Source organism: Albimonas marina, assembly GCF_029223255.1.
In the GTDB taxonomy this organism is placed as follows: Bacteria; Pseudomonadota; Alphaproteobacteria; order Rhodobacterales; family Rhodobacteraceae; genus Albimonas.
In genome coordinates, this window is record NZ_JARHUC010000003.1 from 79,031 (window position 1) to 97,452 (window position 18,422).

Annotated in this window: 11 protein-coding genes and 1 tRNA gene; all 12 read left to right on the top strand. The window is 76.8% G+C overall.

Annotation, left to right across the window (positions count from 1 at the left end):
• Positions 1 to 262: 262 nt before the first annotated feature.
• The 12 genes from P2H44_RS08000 (at position 263) to P2H44_RS08055 (ending at position 18,080) form a co-directional block, all read left to right on the top strand.
• The gene (locus P2H44_RS08000; protein WP_275762969.1) at positions 263 to 1,786 is read left to right on the top strand and encodes an ActS/PrrB/RegB family redox-sensitive histidine kinase; all 1,524 of its coding nucleotides are present in this window, start codon (positions 263 to 265) and stop codon (positions 1,784 to 1,786) included.
• Between the two features lie 78 nt (positions 1,787 to 1,864).
• Positions 1,865 to 4,399, top strand: a complete 2,535-nt coding sequence (locus P2H44_RS08005; protein ID WP_275762970.1) for a sensor histidine kinase — start codon at positions 1,865 to 1,867, stop codon at positions 4,397 to 4,399.
• Between the two features lie 397 nt (positions 4,400 to 4,796).
• Positions 4,797 to 5,306 (top strand): tRNA (adenosine(37)-N6)-threonylcarbamoyltransferase complex ATPase subunit type 1 TsaE, encoded by a 510-nt coding sequence (gene tsaE, locus P2H44_RS08010; RefSeq protein WP_275762971.1) that lies wholly within the window; start codon positions 4,797 to 4,799, stop codon positions 5,304 to 5,306.
• Positions 5,307 to 5,418: 112 nt separating this feature from the next.
• Positions 5,419 to 6,492, top strand: a complete 1,074-nt coding sequence (locus P2H44_RS08015; protein WP_275762972.1) for an aminoglycoside phosphotransferase family protein — start codon at positions 5,419 to 5,421, stop codon at positions 6,490 to 6,492.
• Positions 6,489 to 7,211 (top strand): nucleotidyltransferase family protein, encoded by a 723-nt coding sequence (locus tag P2H44_RS08020; protein ID WP_275762973.1) that lies wholly within the window; start codon positions 6,489 to 6,491, stop codon positions 7,209 to 7,211. The genes P2H44_RS08015 and P2H44_RS08020 overlap by 4 nt, the downstream gene beginning before the upstream one ends.
• Positions 7,208 to 10,267, top strand: a complete 3,060-nt coding sequence (gene addB, locus P2H44_RS08025; RefSeq protein WP_275762974.1) for a double-strand break repair protein AddB — start codon at positions 7,208 to 7,210, stop codon at positions 10,265 to 10,267. Before P2H44_RS08020 ends, addB begins: the two co-directional genes overlap by 4 nt.
• A complete protein-coding gene (addA, locus tag P2H44_RS08030; RefSeq protein WP_275762975.1) occupies positions 10,264 to 13,818 on the top strand; it encodes a double-strand break repair helicase AddA in 3,555 nt (1,184 codons plus the stop codon). Before addB ends, addA begins: the two co-directional genes overlap by 4 nt.
• Before the next feature lie 131 nt (positions 13,819 to 13,949).
• Positions 13,950 to 14,270 (top strand): thioredoxin, encoded by a 321-nt coding sequence (trxA, locus tag P2H44_RS08035; RefSeq protein WP_275762976.1) that lies wholly within the window; start codon positions 13,950 to 13,952, stop codon positions 14,268 to 14,270.
• A gap of 26 nt (positions 14,271 to 14,296) precedes the next feature.
• Positions 14,297 to 15,169, top strand: coding sequence for an alpha/beta hydrolase (locus P2H44_RS08040; RefSeq protein WP_275763662.1), 873 nt, complete (start codon positions 14,297 to 14,299; stop codon positions 15,167 to 15,169).
• Between the two features lie 53 nt (positions 15,170 to 15,222).
• A complete protein-coding gene (locus tag P2H44_RS08045) occupies positions 15,223 to 15,459 on the top strand; it encodes an Lrp/AsnC ligand binding domain-containing protein (RefSeq protein WP_275762977.1) in 237 nt (78 codons plus the stop codon).
• A gap of 114 nt (positions 15,460 to 15,573) precedes the next feature.
• Positions 15,574 to 15,648 (top strand) — tRNA-Val (locus tag P2H44_RS08050).
• Between the two features lie 146 nt (positions 15,649 to 15,794).
• Positions 15,795 to 18,080 carry a methyl-accepting chemotaxis protein gene (locus P2H44_RS08055; RefSeq protein WP_275762978.1) on the top strand — a complete coding sequence of 762 codons (2,286 nt, stop codon included), beginning with the start codon at positions 15,795 to 15,797 and terminating at the stop codon, positions 18,078 to 18,080.
• Positions 18,081 to 18,422: the final 342 nt, after the last annotated feature.

Genomic DNA, 18,422 nt, shown 5'->3' on the forward strand with positions numbered 1-18,422 from the left:
CTCCCCTGATCGCCATGCCGCGGCGCAGGGTCGTCGGGCCGCGGATCTCCCCATTCCGCCGGCCGTTCCGGCCCGTTCCCCAGGGCCGCGACCGCGCGTGACGCTGGGTCAGGCTACGGCAATCGCGTCCGTCGCGCCACCCTCGGGAGGGCCGGGCGCGGCGCGGGGCCCCGGCAGGGGCCTCGGAAGACCCTGCGAAGGTCGGATCCGCCCGCCGTGCGCGGCGCTTTCCCGGGGCGCGGACGCGCGATATACCCGGGGCATGGCGGACGGACTTCCCTTCGGAATTCCCGCCCGGGGACGGGTGGACTGGGTGCGGCTGCGCACCCTGACCTCCTTGCGCTGGCTGGCGGCGCTGGGGCAGGGGGCGGCGGTGCTGGTCGCGCACCTGGCGCTCGACATCGAGCTGCCGATCGGCGCCTGCTTCGGGGCCATCGCGGCCTCGGTCAGCCTCAACATCGTGGCCGAGGCGGTGCACGCGCCCAACAAGCGCCTCTCCGAGCGCGGCGTGGCGCTGACGCTGCTGTTCGACCTCGCCCAGCTGGGCGCGCTGCTGTTCCTGACCGGCGGGCTGACCAACCCGTTCGCGCTGCTGGTGCTGGCGCCGGTGATCGTCTCGGCGACCGCGCTGTCGCTGCGCTCGACCCTGATCCTGGGCGTCTTCGCGGCGGCGGAGATCAGCCTGCTGGCGCTGGTCTACATCCCCCTGGTGCTCGCCGACGGCACGCGGATCGAGCCGCAGCCGCTGATCCTGGTGGGGACCTGGGCGGCGCTGATGACCGGGCTCGCCTTCGTGGCGGGCTATGCGCGCCGGGTCACGGCCGAGATGTGGACGATGACCAAGGCGCTGGGCGCGGCGCAGGAGGCGCTGGGCCGCGAGCAGCGCCTGACCGCCATCGGCGGTCTCGCCGCCGCCGCCGCGCACGAGCTGGGCACGCCGCTCGCCACCATCAAGCTGGTGGCGGGGGAGCTGGCGCGGGAGCTGCGCACCCAGCCCGACCTCTACGAGGATGTGGACCTGATCCGCCAGCAGGCCGAGCGCTGCCGCGAGATCCTGCGCGAGCTCTCGGCCACCGGCAAGGACGACCGCCAGGTGCGCACCGCCCCGATCTACCGCCTGGTCGAGGAGGCCGCGGGCCCCCACTCCGACCGCGGCAAGCGGGTGATCCTGCGCCTGCAGGGGCGCCCGCTGAGCGATCCGCCCCCGCCCCAGCCCGAGGCGATGCGCCGGCCCGAGGTGATCCACGGCCTGCGCAACCTGGTGCAGAACGCGGTCGACTTCGCCGAGGCCTGCGTGTGGATCGACGTCGACTGGAACGAGCGCACGCTGCGCATCGCGGTGGGCGACGACGGGCCGGGCTTCGGCGCCGACATGCTGGGCCGGCTGGGCGACCCGTTCGTGCGCGCCCGCATGCGCCCCGCCGCCGGCGTCGAGCCCCCCGCCGAGCCCGCCGCGGCCGCCGCCGAGGCCGAGGCCCCCGCCGCCGAGCGGCGCGAGGCCGGGGCCGACGGCCGCGCCGGCTACGAGGGCATGGGCCTGGGCCTGTTCATCGCCAAGACCCTGCTCGAGCGCACCGGCGCCCGCGTCTCCTTCGCCAACGGCGGCGACGAGGAGGCGCGCGCCCCCGACGCCCGCTCCCCCGAGGCGCGCCTGTTCCCCGAGACCGCCCGCGCCCCCGGCGCGGTGGTCGAGGCGGTGTGGCCCCGCGGCGCGCTGGACCTGCCCGAGGGCCGTCCGAAGGGCGCGCTCGGCGAAAACGAAACGTTTACCCTTCGGAACGTTTGATCGTCCCGAACTTTCGTATAGGTTGAACGACGCGAGGCCGGGTCGCCGCCGACCCGGCGCATGCGCGGGAGACCGCCGTTGCAGGAGCTTGCCGACGCCCAGACCTTCCTGGCGGCCTTCGGGCCCGCCGAGTTCGACGCCCTGTCGGGCGGCGGGCGCGTGCTGGTCGCCCTGCTGGCGGGCTGCGCCGGGGCGCTGCTCGCGGCCTTCGCGCTGACCGGGGCCCGCGGCCTGCGGGCGCGCGCGGCGCTGCGCGCGGGGCTTCCCGCCGCGCTCGCCGCCGCCGCCTCGCCGGCGTCGCTCGTCTCGCCCCGCGCAGGCGCCTTCGCGCCCGAGCGCGGCGAGGAGGCGGCCCTGACCTTCCGCATCGACGAGGGCCGCGCGGTCGCGCGCAGCCGCGCCTCGCGCGCCTTCCTGGGCGGGGAGCGGCGGGCCCTGGCCGACTTCGCCGCCCGCCTGACCCCGGTCGAGGGGATCGCCGATCTCGCCGTCGCCCTGCGAGCGCTGGAGGCCGACGGCCGCCCGTTCCGCGGCCTCGCCGACGACGCCGAGGGCCGCTCGTGGGAGGTGTCGGGCCGGCCCGCGGCGGGGGAGGCGCAGGTGACCCTGCTGCCCGCCGGCGCCGCGCGGCGCGAGATCGCGCGCCTGAGCGGGATGCTGGCGATGCTCGCCGACGACCGCGACCAGGCGGCCGAGGCGCTGGAGGTGGCGCCGCTGCTCGCCTGGCGCCGCTCGCCCTCGGGCCGGGTGATCTGGGGCAACGCGCTCTATCGGCGGATGACGGGCGCGGCGGACGCCTTCGGCTCCGACGCTGCGCCCCTGCCGGAGCTGCACCACGACGGCGCCGGCGGGCGGGGCGTGCGCGAAGCCTCCGCCCGGCTCGACGGCCGCCGCGCCGTCTTCGACGCCCGCACGGGCGAGCGGCGCTGGTTCGAGATGAGGGAGATCTCCTCCGCCGACGGGGGGCTGCTGGGCTACGGCGCCGACGCCGCCCCCGCCGTCCATGCCGAGGGCGCGCTGCGCCGCTTCGTCGAGACGCTGACCGAGACCTTCGCGCACCTGTCCATCGGCCTCGCGATCTTCGACCGGGAGACGCGGCTGGGCCTGTTCAACCCCGCCTTCGCCGACCTGATGCACCTCGATCCCGCCTGGCTCGCCGGGCGCCCCTCGCTGCCCGACGTGCTCGAGCGGCTGCGCGCCAGCCGCCGGATGCCGGACCACGAGGACTTCCGCACCTGGCGGGCGGGGATGCTGGAGCTGTTCGGCGCCGACGGCGCGCAGGAGCGGCCCGAGCGCACCGAGGTCTGGCACCTGCCGGGGGAGGAGCAGATCCGCGTCGTCGCCCGCCCCCATCCCCAGGGCGCGGTCGCCTTCCTGTTCGAGGACGTCTCGGAGGCCGCGCGGCTGGAACGACGCTTCGCCACCGAGACCGAGATCCGCCGCGCGGTGATGGACCGGCTGGAGGAGGGCGTCGCCGCCTTCGGGCCCGACGGCGCCGCGCGCTTCGTGAACCCCGCCTTCGCCGCGATCTGGGGGACCAGCCCGCCCGGCTCCGAGGACGCCTCCGCCGCGATCTTCGCCGCGGCCGAGGGCGCCTCGGCCGAGACGCTGCGCCTGCCGCAGGCGATGGCGATGTTCCGCGCGCGCAGCCCCTCCTCCCCCGCCTGGGACCGGCTGGCGGCCTTCTTCGCCGCCCCGACCGAGCGCGCGGCCTGGTCGGAGGAGGCCTCGCTCATCGACGGGCGCCGGCTGCGGGTGCGGGTGGCGGCGTTGCCCGACGGCTCGATCCTGGTGGCCTTCACCGACGTCACCGACGCGGCCCGCGCCGAATCCGCGATGCGCGAGCGGCAGAGCGCGCTGGAGGCGGCCGACGAGATCCGGGGCGCGCTGCTCGAGCAGGCGTCGAGCCGGGTGCGCACGCCGCTGGCGCGGATCCTCGGCCTCGGCCAGGCGCTGCGCGACGCGGTCGAGGACGGGGCGGAGACGGAGCAGGCGCTGGCCCGGATCGACGCGATCCTGGAGGCCGCGGCCGAGGTTCAGTCGGCGCTGAGCGGGGTGGCCGACCTGGCCTCGGCCCAGGCCGGCGTGCTCTCGATGTCCTCCGAGACGGTGAACCTGCGCACGGCCCTGGTCTCGGCGCTGGAGATGGCGCAGCGCCGGGCCGCGGAGCGGGGCGTGACCCTGGCGCTGGAGACCCGCCGCGCCGCCGCCGACCCGCCGGAGCCGGGCGACGCGGCCGAAGACGCCGCCACGGCGGCGGAGCACGTGATCGGCGACGCCGCGCGGGTGCGCCAGCTGATGTTCAACCTCGCCACCGACGCGGTTCACCGGGCCGAGCCCGGCGACATGGTGCGCGCCGGCGCCCGGCGCAGGGGCGAGACGGTGGAGATCTGGACCGACGGCCCCGCCGCCTCCCCCGACGCGGAGCAGGAGGACGAACTCCTGCGCGGCGGCCTCGCCCACGCCCTCGTCCGCCGCTTCTCGGAACTGCACGGCGGCACGGTGCGCGTGGAGCGGCGGGAGAGCGACGGCGCGGTCCGCCGGCAGGTGGTCTGCACCCTCCCCGTCGACGCCCTGCGCGTCGCCTCGAAACGCCCGTCGGCCGTCGCCTGACGGGCAGGGGCCGGGCGCGACGGCCTCAGGCTGCGGGCGGGTTCATTGGACCGCATGGCTCCGCGAGGGAGCCGGGCGGAGCTCTTCGGCGGATAACTCCTCCAAGTGCCGCGTTTCGCTCGGCGTATCCGTCTCGTCATCTCCCAAAGTGCGCGGGCGAGGCGCAGAGAAAAGGCGCCGCTCTGCGGTCGCCTGACTTGGACTTCGTGCACTTGTCCGCGGTCTCGGGCTGGACGAACGGCGGCGCGGGCGCCGGACGACGTCGCGGAGGGGCGAGGCGGGCGCCGGCGCGGGGCATTGCTCCGCGCCGGCGGGCTTGCCATGATCGGGGCGCGGGCCGGTCTGCGGCCGCTTCTTCGCCGTGCGCGCCTCGCGCCGACCTCACGACGGGACCGCCATGTCCGCCCCCAGCCTCGCCGCCGCCGCCCCGCCAGACCTGCGCCTGAGCCTGCCCGACGCCGAGGCGACCGACCGGCTGGGCGCGGCGCTGGGCCTGGCGCTGGCGCCCGGCGACGCGGTGATGCTGTCGGGCGACCTGGGGGCCGGCAAGTCCGCCCTCGCCCGCGCCGCGATCGCCGCCATCCTCGCGCAGGAGGGGCGGGTCGAGGACATCCCCTCCCCCTCCTTCACCCTGGTGCAGACCTACGACTCGGAGCGGGGCGAGATCTGGCACGCCGACCTGCACCGCCTGGGCGGCCCCGCCGCGATCCCCGAGCTGGGGCTGGAGGAGGCCTTCGACGACGCGATCTGCCTGGTCGAGTGGCCCGACCGCCTCGGCCCCCTCGCGCCCGGGCGGCGGCTGGAGATCGCGCTCGCCTTCCCGCCGGGCGGCGAGGAGGGCCGGGTGCTCGACGTGCGCGCGCTGGGCCCCGGGTGGGAGGCGGCGCTGGCCGCGCTAGGCGCCTGACCTCCCGCGGCCCGACCCCCGCGCCGGCGCCTGCCGCGCGCGCCGCTTGACCTCGCCCGGCGCCGATCCCAGAACGGCCCGCGTTCCCCCCGCCCCCGACCCCGGAGCGACCGTGTCCCAGACCCCCGCAGCCGCCTCCTCCTCCGCCCCCGGCGCGCCGGCCGGCGAGCGCGCCGCGCGGCGCGCGGCCTTCCTCGCGCAGGCCGGCTGGGGCGGCGCGCAGATCCGGCCGCTGGCCGGCGACGCCTCGAACCGGCGCTACGACCGGCTGTCGGACGGGCCGGGAGGCGCGGGGGCGGTGCTGATGGACGCCCCGCCGGAGAAGGGCGAGGACCTGGTCCCCTTCCTCGGCGTGACGCAGGCCCTGCGCGCCCGCGGCTTTTCGGCGCCCGAGATCCTCGCCGCCGATCCCGCCTCGGGCTTCGCCGTGATCGAGGACCTGGGCGACGCGCTCTACGCCCGCGTCTGCGCCGCCGACCCGGCGCAGGAGCGCCCCCTCTACCTCGCCGCCGCGGAACTCCTGGCCGAGCTCCAGTCCGAGCCGGCCCCCGAGATCGCCGGCGACCACGCCGTCCCCCCCTACGACGCCGCCGCGCTGGAGCGCGAGGCGATGCTGCTGCCGGAGTGGTACCTGGCGGGGCAGGGCCTGGGCTCGCCCGCGCTGGCCGAGGAGTTCCGCGCCCGGGTGGCCGAGGCGATGGCCCCCGTCGCCGGGGCCCGGGCGGCGCTGGCCCTGCGCGACTTCCACGCCGAGAACCTGCTGTGGCTGCCCGATCGCCGCGGCGCCGCGCGGGTGGGGCTGATCGACTACCAGGACGCGCTGCGCGGCCACGGCGCCTACGACCTGATCTCCCTGACCGAGGACGCCCGGCGCGACACCTCGGACGACCTGCGCGCGGCGACCGCGGCGCGGTATCTCGAGGCCTCGGGCCAGGACGCGGAGGCCTTCGGGACCGCCGCGGCCCTGCTCGCCGCCCAGCGCAACATGAAGATCGTGGGCATCTTCGCCCGCCTGCGCCTGCGCGACGGCAAGCCCCAGTACCTGGACCTGATCCCGCGGGTCTGGGGCCACCTGATGCGCGATCTCGCCCACCCGGCGCTGAGCGACCTGCGCGGTTTCGTGTCGGCCCACGTGCCGCCGCCCGACGCCGGCGTGCTCGCCCGCCTGCGGGAGGGCGCGGCATGAGCGGGACGCCGGAGCGCGCGATGATCATGGCCGCGGGCAAGGGCACGCGGATGGGCGAGCTGACCCGCACCACCCCCAAGCCCCTGCTGCCCGTGGGCGGGCGTCCGCTGATCGACCATGCGCTCGACCGCGCCGCCGAGGGCGGGGCGCGGGAGGCGGTGGTGAACCTCCATCACCTGGGCGAGCAGATCCGCGCCCACCTGGGCGGGCGGACGCGCCCCCGGGTCGCGTTCTCGGACGAGAGCGAGGCGCTGCTCGACACCGGCGGGGGGGTGCGCAAGGCGCGCCCGCTGCTGGGGGAGGCGCCGGTCTACGTCCTGAACTCCGACGCGATCTGGACCGGGGCCGCGCCGCTGCCGACGCTCGCCGGGGCCTGGGACGGGGCGCGGATGGACGCGCTCCTGCACTTCGTGCGGCGCGAGGACGCCATCGCCTACACCCGCGCGGGCGACTTCTTCCTCGAGGACGTCGCGGGCGGCGTCGGCCGGCCGGTGCGCCGGGGCGCGGCGGCCTCGGCCCCCTACATCTACGCCTCCGCGCAGATCATCCGCCCCGCCGCCTTCGACGGGTTCCCCGACGGCCCGTTCTCGACCAACCTCGTGTGGGACCGTCTGCTGGAGGCCGGGCGCCTGTTCGCCGTGGTGCATGAAGGCGCCTGGGTCGACGTGGGCACGCAGGAGGGGCTGGCCGCGGCCGAGGCCCTGCTGGCGCGGGCATGAAGCTCTTCGCCGCCCCCGACCCCGGCGCCGCAGCGGCCCCGCGGGTCTTCCACGTGCCGCCGGGCGCGGATTTCTCCGCCGCCCTCGCCCGCGGCCTGCGCGCCCGGCTCGCGGCCGCGCCGGGCGGCGACGCGCCCGAGGCGATGGCCCGCGTGCAGCTCTATCTCAACACCCGCCGCACCGGGCGGGCGGTGTTCGCCGCGCTCGAGGCCGGGCGGCCCGCCGCCTGGCTGCCCCGCGTCTCCTACGTGGGGGAGCTGGCGGAGGAGGCGACGCTCGCCGGCATCCCCGCCGGTTCCGGCCCACTGCGGCGCACGCTGGCGCTGATGCGGCTGACCGAGGCGTTCCTGGGCGCCAATCCGGAGTTCGGCGATCCCGTCTCGGCCCCCGCGCTCGCCATGTCGCTCCGCGCCCTGCTGGACGAGCTTCAGGCCGCGGGGCGCGAGGCGCAGGACCTTCGCGAGCTGGACCTGGAGCAGCACGCCCGCCACTGGGAGCTGACCGCCCGCTTCCTCGCCATCGCCGCCGAGCACTGGCCCGCCTGGCTGGAGGAGAACGAGCACGGCGCCCCGGACCCCGAGACCCGCCGTCGCCTCGCCGTCGCCGCGCTCGCCGCGCGCTGGGCGGCCTCGCCCCCCGGCCATCCGGTGATCGCCGCGGGCTCCACCGCCTCGACCCCGGCCACCGCCGAGCTTCTGGCCGCGGTCGCGCGCCTGCCCGACGGGGCGGTGGTGCTGCCCGGCTGGGACCCGGAGATCCCGAGCGACGTCTGGGAGGAGCTGACCGGCGACGCGCCGCGGCCCGAGCATCCCCACCATTTCCAGGCGCGGTTCCTCGCGGGCCTGGGCCTCGGCCCCGCCGACGTGGCGCCCTGGGACGAGGGAGAGCCCCCCTCCCGCGCCCGCCTGCGCCTGCTGACCCAGGCGCTGCGCCCCGCGCCCGTCACCGACCATTGGCTGGAGGCGCTGGAGGACCTGTCCGCCGAGGCGCCCGAGGCCACCGCCGGCCTCGCCCTGCTGGAGGCGGAGACGCCCCGCGACGAGGCCGCCGCCATCGCCGGCGCCCTGATGGCCGAGGCCGCGGCCGGGCGGACCGCGGCGCTGGTGACCCCCGACCAGGTGCTCGCCCGCCGCGTGAAGGCGGAGCTGGCGCGCTGGGAGATCGAGCCCGACGACAGCGCCGGCCGCCCCCTGGGCCTGACCCCGCCGGGCATCCTGCTGGGCCTGGCCGCGGGCCGGCTGGGCCGCCCGATGACGGCCGAGGCGCTGGCCGCCCTTCTGCGCCACCCGCTGACCGCGGCGCCCGCCCGGCGCGCGCATCTGCGCTGTCTCGCCTTCCTCGTGCGCGAGGCGCTGCGCGGCGGCCCGCGGGAGATCGACTGGGACCGGATGCAGGCCCGCCTCGACGCCCGGCGCGCCGACCCCGAGCGCCCCGCCCAGGCGCCCGAGGGCTTCGACGCCTGGCTGTCGTGGCTGCGCGCGCTGCTGGAACCGCTGGCCGACGCCCCCGCCGGCGCCGCCGGGCTGGCCGCGATCCATCGCGCGGCGGCCGAGGCGCTGAGCCTGGGCCCCGATCCCCTGCCGCAGGACCCCGGCGCCGCGCCGGAGACGGACGCGGAGGGCGTCCCCCTCGCCCCGCTGTGGTCCGACTCCGACGGCCGCGACGCGCTGCGCTTCGTCGAGCGGCTGGCCGAGGCCGCCCCCGCCCATGGCGACGGCCTCGCGGCCGCGGCCTACGGCGCGCTGTGGACCGCCCTGATCCGCGCGGAACAGTCCCGCCCCCGGCCCGAGCGGGTGACCGAGCGCATCCGCATCCTCGGCGCGCTCGAGGCGCGGGCCGAGACCGCGCAGCTGATGATCCTGGGCGGGCTGAACGAGGGGGCCTGGCCCGCCCATCCCTCGCCCGATCCCTGGCTGAACCGGGGGATGCGCGAGCAGCTGGGCCTCGCCTCGCCCGAGCGGCGCATCGGCCTCTCGGCCCACGATTTCCTGATCGCGGCCAACGCGCCGCGGGCGATCCTCAGCCGCTCGAAGCGCGACGACGGGGGGCCGTCGAACCCCGCCCGCTGGCTGGTGCGCCTGCAGAACCTGCTGGAGGGCGCCTCGGACGAGAGCCTGAAGGCCATGCGCGCCCGGGGCCGGGCGCTGCTGCGCGGAGCGGACGCGCTGGACGACGCGACGAAGCTGCCGGCGGAGGAGCGGCCGAACCCGCGCCCCCCGCTCGACGTGCGCCCCCGCCGCCTGTCGGTCACCGCGGTCGAGACGCTGGTCCGCGACCCCTACGCGATCTACGCCCGCCACGTGCTGAAGCTGAAGAAGCTCGAGCCGCTGGGCCGCGCCCCCGACGCCCGCGACATGGGCGTGGCCCTGCACGCGGTGATGGAGGCCTTCGCGCGCGACGTCTCCGCCCGCCCGGAGCTGCGGCGCGAGGGGCTGCACGCGGCGCTGATGGCCGCGGCCGAGCGCGTGCTGCCCGACCTCGTGCCCTGGCCCGCGCAGCGTCGCCTCTGGCTCAAGCGCCTCGCCCGGGTGGCGGGCTGGTTCGTGGAGGGCGAGCTGGTCCGCCGCGCCGAGGGCGAAGTCGCGGCGCTGGAGGCGAAGGGGCGGCGCACGCTGGCCACGGGGGCGGGGGAGTTCCTGCTGACCGCCACCGCCGACCGGATCGACCGCAAGCGCGAGGGCGGCCTCGCGATCTACGACTACAAGACCGGCGCGCCGCCCAGCGTGAAGCAGATCGGCGTCTACAACGTCCAGCTCCAGCTCGAGGCCGCGATGGCCGAGGCGGGGGGCTTCCCGGACGTGCCCCCCGCCCCGGTCACGCACCTGGAATACCTCGGGCTTTCGGGGACCAGCGCCGGGGGCACCAGCCGGCCGGTGGACCTGGTGAAGCACCCCGCCGACCGGGCCTGGGCGCAGCTCGCCGAGCTGATCGCGCGCTATGACGACCCGGGGCAGGGCTACCGCAGCCGCGAGCGTCTGCCGCGGGAGGAATTCGTGGGCGACTACGACCAGCTCGCCCGCCATGGGGAATGGTCCGGCGCGGAGGACGAGGAATGAGCGGGCAGGGAGCCGCGCCGCACGAGGCGACGCTGGCGCAGGTGCGCGCCTCGGCGCCCGGCGCCTCGGCCTGGGTGGCGGCGAACGCGGGCTCGGGCAAGACCTCGGTCCTGACGCGGCGGGTGGCGCGGCTGCTGCTCGACGGCTGCCGGCCCGAGAAGATCCTGTGCCTGACCTACACCCGTGCGGCGGCCGCCGAGATGCAGGCCCGCCTGTTCCAGCTTCTGGGCCGCTGGTCGCTGCAGCCCGACGCCACGCTGGCCGAGACGCTGACCGACCTCGGCCTGCCGGGCGTGCCCGACCACTCCGACCTGCGACGGGCGCGAAAACTGTTCGCCGAGGCGCTGGAGACGCCGGGCGGGCTGAAGATCCAGACCATCCACGCCTTCTGCGCCTCGCTCCTGCGCCGCTTTCCGCTGGAGTCGGGCGCGCCGCCGGGCTTCGCCGAGCTCGACGACGCGGCGCGCGAGCGGATGCTGGACGAGATCCGCGACCGCATGGCCGCCGCCGCCGAGACCGGCGCCGACGCCGCCTTCGACGCCGCCGCCGAGCGCGTGACCGAACAGGGGCTCGAGAGCCTGACCGGCGCGATCCTGGGCGCGCGCGACCTGTTCCCCGAGGATCCCGAGCCGGCGCTGCGCGCGGCCTTCGACCTTTCCCCCGGCGCCACCTGGCAGGCGGCCGCGGAGCGCGAGGTCTCGGGCCTTGATGCGGACGAGATCGGCCGCCTCGTCGAGGTCATGTCCAGGGGCAAGAGCACCGACGCCAGTTTCGCCGACGACCTGCGCCCCGCGCTCCACGCGCTGGAGGCTGGAGACGCCATCGCCGCCGCCCGCGCGGTCGAGACCGCGATGCACACCAAGTCCGGCGAGCCCCGCAAGCTCGGCCGTCTGCCCACCAAGGCCGTGGCCGAGGCGCATCCCTGGACCCTCGACCTGCTGGAGCAGCTTTCGGGCCAGGCGATCGAGCTGCGCGCGATGCGCGTCGCCCACATGGGCTTCGAGAAGTCCATGGACCTGCACCGCTACGCCCGCGCGGTGCTCGCGCTCTACGCGCAGGAGAAGACCCGCGCCGGCGCCATCGACTTCGACGATCTGATCCGCGCCGCGGGCGCCCTGCTGACCACCTCCGAGACCGCGGCCTGGGCGCTGTGGAAGCTCGACGGCGGGCTCGACCACATCCTGATCGACGAGGCGCAGGACACCTCGCCCGCGCAATGGGCCCTGGTGCGCGCCATCGCCGAGGAGTTCCTGGCCGGGCAGGGCGCGCGGGAGCGTCCGCGCACCGTCTTCGCGGTGGGGGACGAGAAGCAGTCGATCTATTCCTTCCAGGGCGCCGCGCCGCGCGAGTTCGGGCGGATGCGGGCGCACTTCCGCGACTTCCTCGCCGCCGCCGCCGCGGCGAACGAGGGCACGGCGCTGCAGGAGAGCTCGCTCGACTTCTCCTTCCGCTCCGCCCCCTCGCTGCTGGCGCTGGTGGACGCGGCCTTCGCCGACGCCGCCGCCGCCCTGACGGCCGACGCCGAGACGCCGCGCCACCGGGCCTTCCACGCCGCCGACGCCGGCCGGGTGGACCTGTGGCCCCTGTTCGAGACGCCGGAGAAGCCCGAGCCCCCGTCCTGGCACCTGCCGGTGGACGCGATCCCGGCCCAGGCGCCGGTCCTGCGCCTCGCCGACGCCGTGGCCGCCCATGTCGAGGAGCAGATCCAGACCGCGATGATCCCCGACCGCGACGCGCCGGGCGGCTGGCGGCCGATGCGGGCGGGCGACGTGATCGTGCTGCTGCGCCGGCGGGGGGCGCTCGCGGGCGCGCTGGTCGACCGGCTGAAGCAGCGCGGCGTGCCGGTGGCGGGCGCCGACCGCCTGCGCCTGACCGCCTCGCTCGCGGTGCGGGACCTGCTGTCGCTGCTGCGCGTGGCGCTCGACCCCGACGACGATCTCTCGACGGCCGAGGTCCTGCGCTCGCCGCTGGGCATGGTCACGCCCGAGGGGCTGGAGGCGCTGGCGCTGGGCCGGGGGCGGAGCTCGCTCTATCACGCCGTCGAGGAGGCGGCGGACGACTGGCCGCTCGCCGCCGCGCTGCTGCGCGACGTGGCGCGGGCGGCGGATTACGAACGCCCCCACGAACTCCTGCAACGGGCGCTCGCCGGCCATGGCGGGCGCGCCCGCATCCGCGCCCGCCTGAACCCGGAGGAGGAGGACGCGGTCGACGAGCTCCTCGCCCGGGCGCTGGCCTACGAGGCGACCGAGACGCCGACCCTGCCGGGCTTCCTCGCCTTCATGGAGGCGTCCGAGGACCTGACCCTGAAGCGGGAGATGGACGGCGCCGGCGACGCGGTCCGCGTGATGACCGTGCATGCGGCCAAGGGGCTGGAGGCGCCCTTCGTGATCCTCGCCGACGCGGGACCGTCGAAGTCGCCGCCGGGCTCGGACGTGCTGGCCCATCCCGCCGATCCCCCCGTCGCGCTGTGGTCGAGCCCCAAGGCCGAGGAGGCGCCGCCGGTGACCGCCGCCAAGGCCGCGCGGGCGGAGCGGGAGGCGGACGAGAGCCTGCGCCTGCTCTACGTGGCCCTGACCCGCGCCCGCTCCCGCCTGCTGGTCTGCGGCACGCTGGGGGCGAAGGCGGACCCGGAGGGCAGCTGGCACCACCGCGTCGCCGCCGCGATGGAGGCGAGCGGGGCGCAGGCCGCGCCCAGGCCCGCCTGCCTCGCGGGGGAGCCGTTCGAGGAGGTGCTGACCCTCGCCGACCGCTGGGATCCGCCGGCCCGCGACGTCGGCGGCGAACCCGCGCAGGCCGCGCCCGCGGCGGGCGCGCCCCTCGATCCCGGCCCCTTCTCCCTGCCGCCCGCCGCCGACGCCCGCCCCGTCCCCACGCCGCGCCCGCCGCGGCGGGTCGCGGCCAGCGCGCTGGATCGCGAGGGGGAGGCCGCCCCGCTCCAGTCCCACGCCCCCTCCCTTCACGATCGCGAGACGGCGCGCCGCCGCGGCGACGCGATCCACCTTCTGCTGGAGGTGTTGCCGCCCCTGCCGCCGGCCGAGCGCGCCGCGCGGGCCGAGGCGCTGCTCGCCGCCGCCCATCCCGACCTGGACGCCGAGGTCCGCGCCGGCTGCGCGGCCGAGGCGCTGGCCGCGCTCGCCCATCCCGACGCCGCGCCCTGGCTGGTCCCCGAGGCGCTGGCCGAGGCGACGCTGAGCGCCGATCTGCCGGGCGGGCTGCGGCTGGTGGGGCGGGTGGACCGGCTGGCGGTCGAACCCGGGCGCGTGCGCCTGCTGGACTGGAAGACCGGCCCCGCCCCCGCCGGCCCCGCGGAGGCGCCCGAGGCCTACCTGCGCCAGATGGCGGCCTACGCCCACGCCCTGCGGACCCTGCACCCCGGCGCGGAGGTCGAGGCGGCCCTGTTCTGGACCGGCGCCGAGGGCGGGACCGGGCGGCTCGACCGCCTCTCCCCGCAGGCGCTGGAGGGGGCGCTGTCGCGGCTTTCGGCCGACCCGAAAGCGGACCGTCTGGCCGCCCCCGCGGACCCGCCCAACCCCGCCTCTCTGGCGCCCTGATGCAGCCGAGACGCTACATCTGCGCCCTGCCGCACCGGCGTGCGCGTGATCTTGACCCCGGCGGGGGGGCTGCATAGCTTCTGCCTTCCCGGCGCCGGACCCCGGCCGCCGCCGAAATCAGGAGAGCGACCATGGGCACCTCCCCCGTGACCGACGCCACCTTCGAGGCCGACGTGATCGCGTCCGACACGCCGGTCGTCGTCGACTTCTGGGCCGAATGGTGCGGCCCGTGCAAGCAGATCGGCCCCTCGCTGGAGGAGCTCGCCGGCGAGCTCGACGGCAAGGTGAAGATCGTCAAGCTGAACGTCGACGAGAACCCCAACGCCGCCTCGCGCTACGGCGTGCGCGGCATCCCCACGCTGCTGGTCTTCAAGGGCGGCGCCGTCGCCTCGTCGAAGGTCGGCGCGGCGCCGAAGTCGGCGCTGAAGCAGTGGATCGAGAGCGCGATCTGATCGCCGTCGGGAGGGTCTGAGCCATGATGGGCTTCAGGCCCACCCTTCCTCCGCCCGAGAGGCCGCTGGATCGTCCCAGCCTCTCGGACTGGACGGACGCCTACGACAATTCGGGCCACATCCCGAACGCCCAGGCGTTCGTCGAGCGCTGGCCCGTGGACGCCGCCGCCTTTCGCGACGCCATGGGCGCGCGGGCGAAGCTCGACCTTCCCTATCGCGGCGGACTGAACGACTCGGCGCGCGAGCGGCTGGACCTGTTCCTGCCCGAGGGCGAGCCCAGGGGCCTCGTGGTCTTCGTGCACGGCGGCTACTGGCTGCGCTTCGGGCGCGAGACCTGGTCCCACCTGGCCGCCGGCGCCGTGGCGCGGGGCTGGGCGGTGGCGATGCCCTCCTACTCGCTGGCGCCGCGGGCGCGGATCTCCTCCATCACCTCGCAGATCGCCCGCGCCGTCGAGGAGGCCGCGCGCCTCGTGCGCGGGCCGATCGCGCTGGCGGGCCACTCCGCCGGCGGCCACCTGGTGACGCGGATGACCTGCGCCGGCTCGCCGCTGGGGCCGGAGGCCGCCTCGCGGCTGGTGCGCACCGTCTCGATCTCGGGCCTGCACGACCTGCGGCCGCTGCGCTTCACCGCCATGAACGCCGAGCTGAACCTCGACGTGGCCGAGGCCGCGGCCGAGAGCGCGGCGCTGCACAACCCCGCCCCCGGCGCGCGCCTCGCCGTCTGGGTGGGCGCGGACGAGCGGCCGGAGTTCATCCGCCAGTCGCTGCTGATCGCGGTGGCCTGGGGCGGGCTCGCCGAGACCCGCCTGGTGGTCGAGCCCGGCAAGCATCACTTCGACGTGGTCGCCCCGCTGAGCGAGCCCGAAAGCCCCCTGACGGAGACGCTCGCGGACTGGTAGACCGGGGGCGAGCGATCCCCGTTCCCGACCGCGCAGACCCCGGAGGACCCCCGATGCAGTGCTTCTTCGTGCAGCTCAAGACCAAGCTGGGCCGCGCCTACGACGTGGCCGACGCGCTGGCCCGCCGCGAGCTCGCCTCCGAGGTCTACTCCACCTCCGGCGAATACGACCTGCTGGCGAAGTTCTACGTCGAGGACGACGTCGACGTGGGCCATTTCGTGAACCAGAACCTGCACGACATCGACGGGATCGAGCGGACCTACACCACCCTGACCTTCAAGGCCTTCTGAGGCCGGAGGGCCCGGCGGGCGAGCTTCCGCAAGGGCGTCGCCCTCCGCCCCGATTTTCCCGCGCCGGAGGCGTTGACACCCCCTCCGCCGACGGATAATCACCCGCCTCGTGATGGGCGCGTAGCTCAGTGGGAGAGCACTACGTTGACATCGTAGGGGTCGCTGGTTCAATCCCAGCCGCGCCCACCATCACTCCCCTCCCGACGACATCGAGGACGACGGACGGGGCCGCCCCGCGGCCGGCGTCGGCGCGTGCCGCGTCCGGGCAGGGTTAATCCTCGCGAAACCTCTGGGCGGTAGGCCTCCGCGATCCTGACGATCGAGCGGAGCGCGCCATGTCCCTCCAGAACCTGCCTGCGGGCCGGAAGATCCTGCTGGCCTTCGCCGGGCTGTTCGCGGTCTCGGCCGCGTTCCTGGCCGCGACCTCGCTGGCGGGGCGCATGGCCGCCGAAAGCGGGCTGCACGTGGGCGAGGGGCTGGCCCCCCAGGGCGACGCGGCGATGGAGATCAAGCTCGAAGGCGCCCTCGCCCGCATCCGGATGGAGGAGGTCGCCGCCGGCGCCGGCGACGCCGCGTTCGACGCCTTCCTCGAGGGGATGGAGACCGCCCGCTTCTACGCCCGCGCCCTGCTGGAGGGGGGGAGCAACGGGGAAGGGGACTTCCTGCCCTCCGAGTCGCCCGCCATGCGCGCCGCCGCGACCGAGGTGGCCACGGAAATCGACGGCCTGCTGGCGGCCGGTCGCACGCGCCACGCGCTGCTCGCCGCGCGCACCGGCGTGGGGAGCGACGCGGACGAGGAATTCGACGGGCTCTACGACCAGTTGCTGGAGGCGACCGCGGCCGCCATCCCCCTCGCCGGCGAATCCGGCGGCGCCCAGCGGCGCCTGGGCGAGGCGCGTCGCCTGATCGCCCACGGCCACCTGCTGGTGGAGGAGGTGCTGGGCGGCGACGCGGGCGAGGACATGGGCGAGGCGCTGGCCGCCTTCGCCCAGGCCCGCGCCCTGCTGGAGGAGGCGCGCGCCGTCGCGCCCGCCGCCGCGCCGGCCTTGGCCGCCTTGCCCGAGGCGATCGCCCGCTTCTCGGCCCTGGCCGAGACGCGGCTCGCCGACGGTCTCGCCCAGGCGCGGGAGGAGGCGGCGACCCGCGCCGCCTTCGACGCGGCCTTCGCACGCTTCATGGTCGCCGCCGACCGGGCGGAGGAGCTGATTCACGACTCGATGCACGCGGGCCTCGCGGACCTGCGCGCCAACGAGTCGCTCGCGACCCTGCTGCCGCTGCTGGCGGGCGTGGCGCTGGCGCTGGCCGCGCTGGTCGCCTGGCGGTGGCTGTCGCGGGTGATCGGCGGACGCCTGCACGACCTCGCCGCGACGCTCCGCCGGCTGAACGCCGGCGAGCTCGACGTCGCCGCCCCCGACTGGCGCGCGGGCGACGAGGTCGGGGAACTGCGCGACGGGCTCGAGGCCTTCCGCCGCGCCCAGGCCGACCGCGCCCGAATGGAGCGCGAGACCCTGGCGCGCGAGCAGGAGGCGACCCGGCGGGCGGAGGCCTCGGCGAAGCTCAACGCGCGCCTGTCGGAACTGGCCGAGGCCGCCGCGCAGGGCGACCTTTCGCGTCGTCTCGGCCGCGGCCACGGGGCGGCGGAGCTCGACCGGCTGGCAGGCGACGTCGACCGGCTGATGGGCGCGGTGTCGGAGGCGGTCTCGGCCGTCGGCGGCGCGCTGGCGGCGCTCGCCGAGGGGGACCTCTCGACGGGCATGCCGGGCCGCTTCGACGGCGCCTTCGCGGCGCTCTCGCGCGACGCCGAGCGGGCGGGCGTGAACCTGTCGGAGATGCTGGGCGAGGTGCGCGCCCGCGCCGGGCGCGCGGGCGCCGAGACGCGCACCCTCGCCCAGGACAGCCGCGAGCTCGCCTCGCGCGCCGAATCCCAGGCCGCGGCGCTGGAGCAGACCTCCGCCGCCGCCGAGGAGATGTCGGCCCGGGTGAAGTCGACCGCCCAGCGCTCTGGCGCCGCCGCCGACGACGCGCGCCTCGCGGAGACCCGGGCCGAGGAAGGCCGCGGCGTCGTGGTCCGCTCGACCGAGGCGATCTGGGCGATCCGCGACAGCTCGGCGCGCATGGCCGAGATCGTGGGGGTGATCGACTCGATCGCCTTCCAGACCAACCTGCTGGCCCTGAACGCCGCCGTCGAGGCCGCCCGCGCGGGCGAGGCCGGCAAGGGCTTCGCCGTGGTCGCGGCCGAGGTCCGCACGCTCGCCCAGCGCAGCGCCGAGGCCGCCCGCGACATCGGCCGCCTGATCGAGGACGCCGGCGCCAAGGTCGAGCAGGGCGTGACCCTGAGCGAGCATGTCGACGGGGCGCTGAACGGCATCCTCGAGGTGATCACCCGCCTCAGCGGCGCCATCGGCGAGATCAGCGACGAGAACCGCCAGCTCTCCGCCGCCGTGGCCGAGACGACGGCGGTGCTGCGCGCGCTCGACGACGACACCCAGCGCAACGCCGCCGCCGCCGAACGCACCGCCGCCGCGGCCTCGGCCCTGGACGGGCTGATGGAGGAGGTCGACGAACTCACCGGCCGCTTCCGCCTCGCCCAGGGCGGCGGCGGATCCCGCCGCGCCGCCTGAGCCCGGCGTCCGGCCTGAGCCCGGCGGTCCGCCCGAGCCCGGCGGCCCACCTGAGCGCCGCGCCCTGGCTGAGCCCCGCGCCCTGTCCGAGCGCGCTCCCTCGCTCGCGGGAGGGAGCGACGCCGCCGGCGCCTCGGGCTCGCCCCGGGGCCTCGCGCGCACCCCGATCTCCAGCGTCGGTCCGCGCGTCAGTCGCTTTCGGCGGCGTTCCGCGCGCGGCGCTGCGTCTGCGCCTCGCACCGCGCGCATGGCTACGCCCGCGCCGACCCTCGTGGTCCAAGGGGGGCCGGGTTCCACGTCCTCGCGTCGCTTGGCTGTTCGCCCGTTCCGAGAGGCCCGTCG

Coding starts and splice junctions, on each gene's coding strand:
- P2H44_RS08055 (WP_275762978.1), top strand. CDS start 15,795: ATGTCCCTCCAGAACCTGCCTGCGGGCCGGAAGATCCTGCTGGCCTTC.
- P2H44_RS08040 (WP_275763662.1), top strand. CDS start 14,297: ATGGGCTTCAGGCCCACCCTTCCTCCGCCCGAGAGGCCGCTGGATCGT.
- P2H44_RS08000 (WP_275762969.1), top strand. CDS start 263: ATGGCGGACGGACTTCCCTTCGGAATTCCCGCCCGGGGACGGGTGGAC.
- trxA (WP_275762976.1), top strand. CDS start 13,950: ATGGGCACCTCCCCCGTGACCGACGCCACCTTCGAGGCCGACGTGATC.
- addB (WP_275762974.1), top strand. CDS start 7,208: ATGAAGCTCTTCGCCGCCCCCGACCCCGGCGCCGCAGCGGCCCCGCGG.
- P2H44_RS08045 (WP_275762977.1), top strand. CDS start 15,223: ATGCAGTGCTTCTTCGTGCAGCTCAAGACCAAGCTGGGCCGCGCCTAC.
- addA (WP_275762975.1), top strand. CDS start 10,264: ATGAGCGGGCAGGGAGCCGCGCCGCACGAGGCGACGCTGGCGCAGGTG.
- tsaE (WP_275762971.1), top strand. CDS start 4,797: ATGTCCGCCCCCAGCCTCGCCGCCGCCGCCCCGCCAGACCTGCGCCTG.
- P2H44_RS08020 (WP_275762973.1), top strand. CDS start 6,489: ATGAGCGGGACGCCGGAGCGCGCGATGATCATGGCCGCGGGCAAGGGC.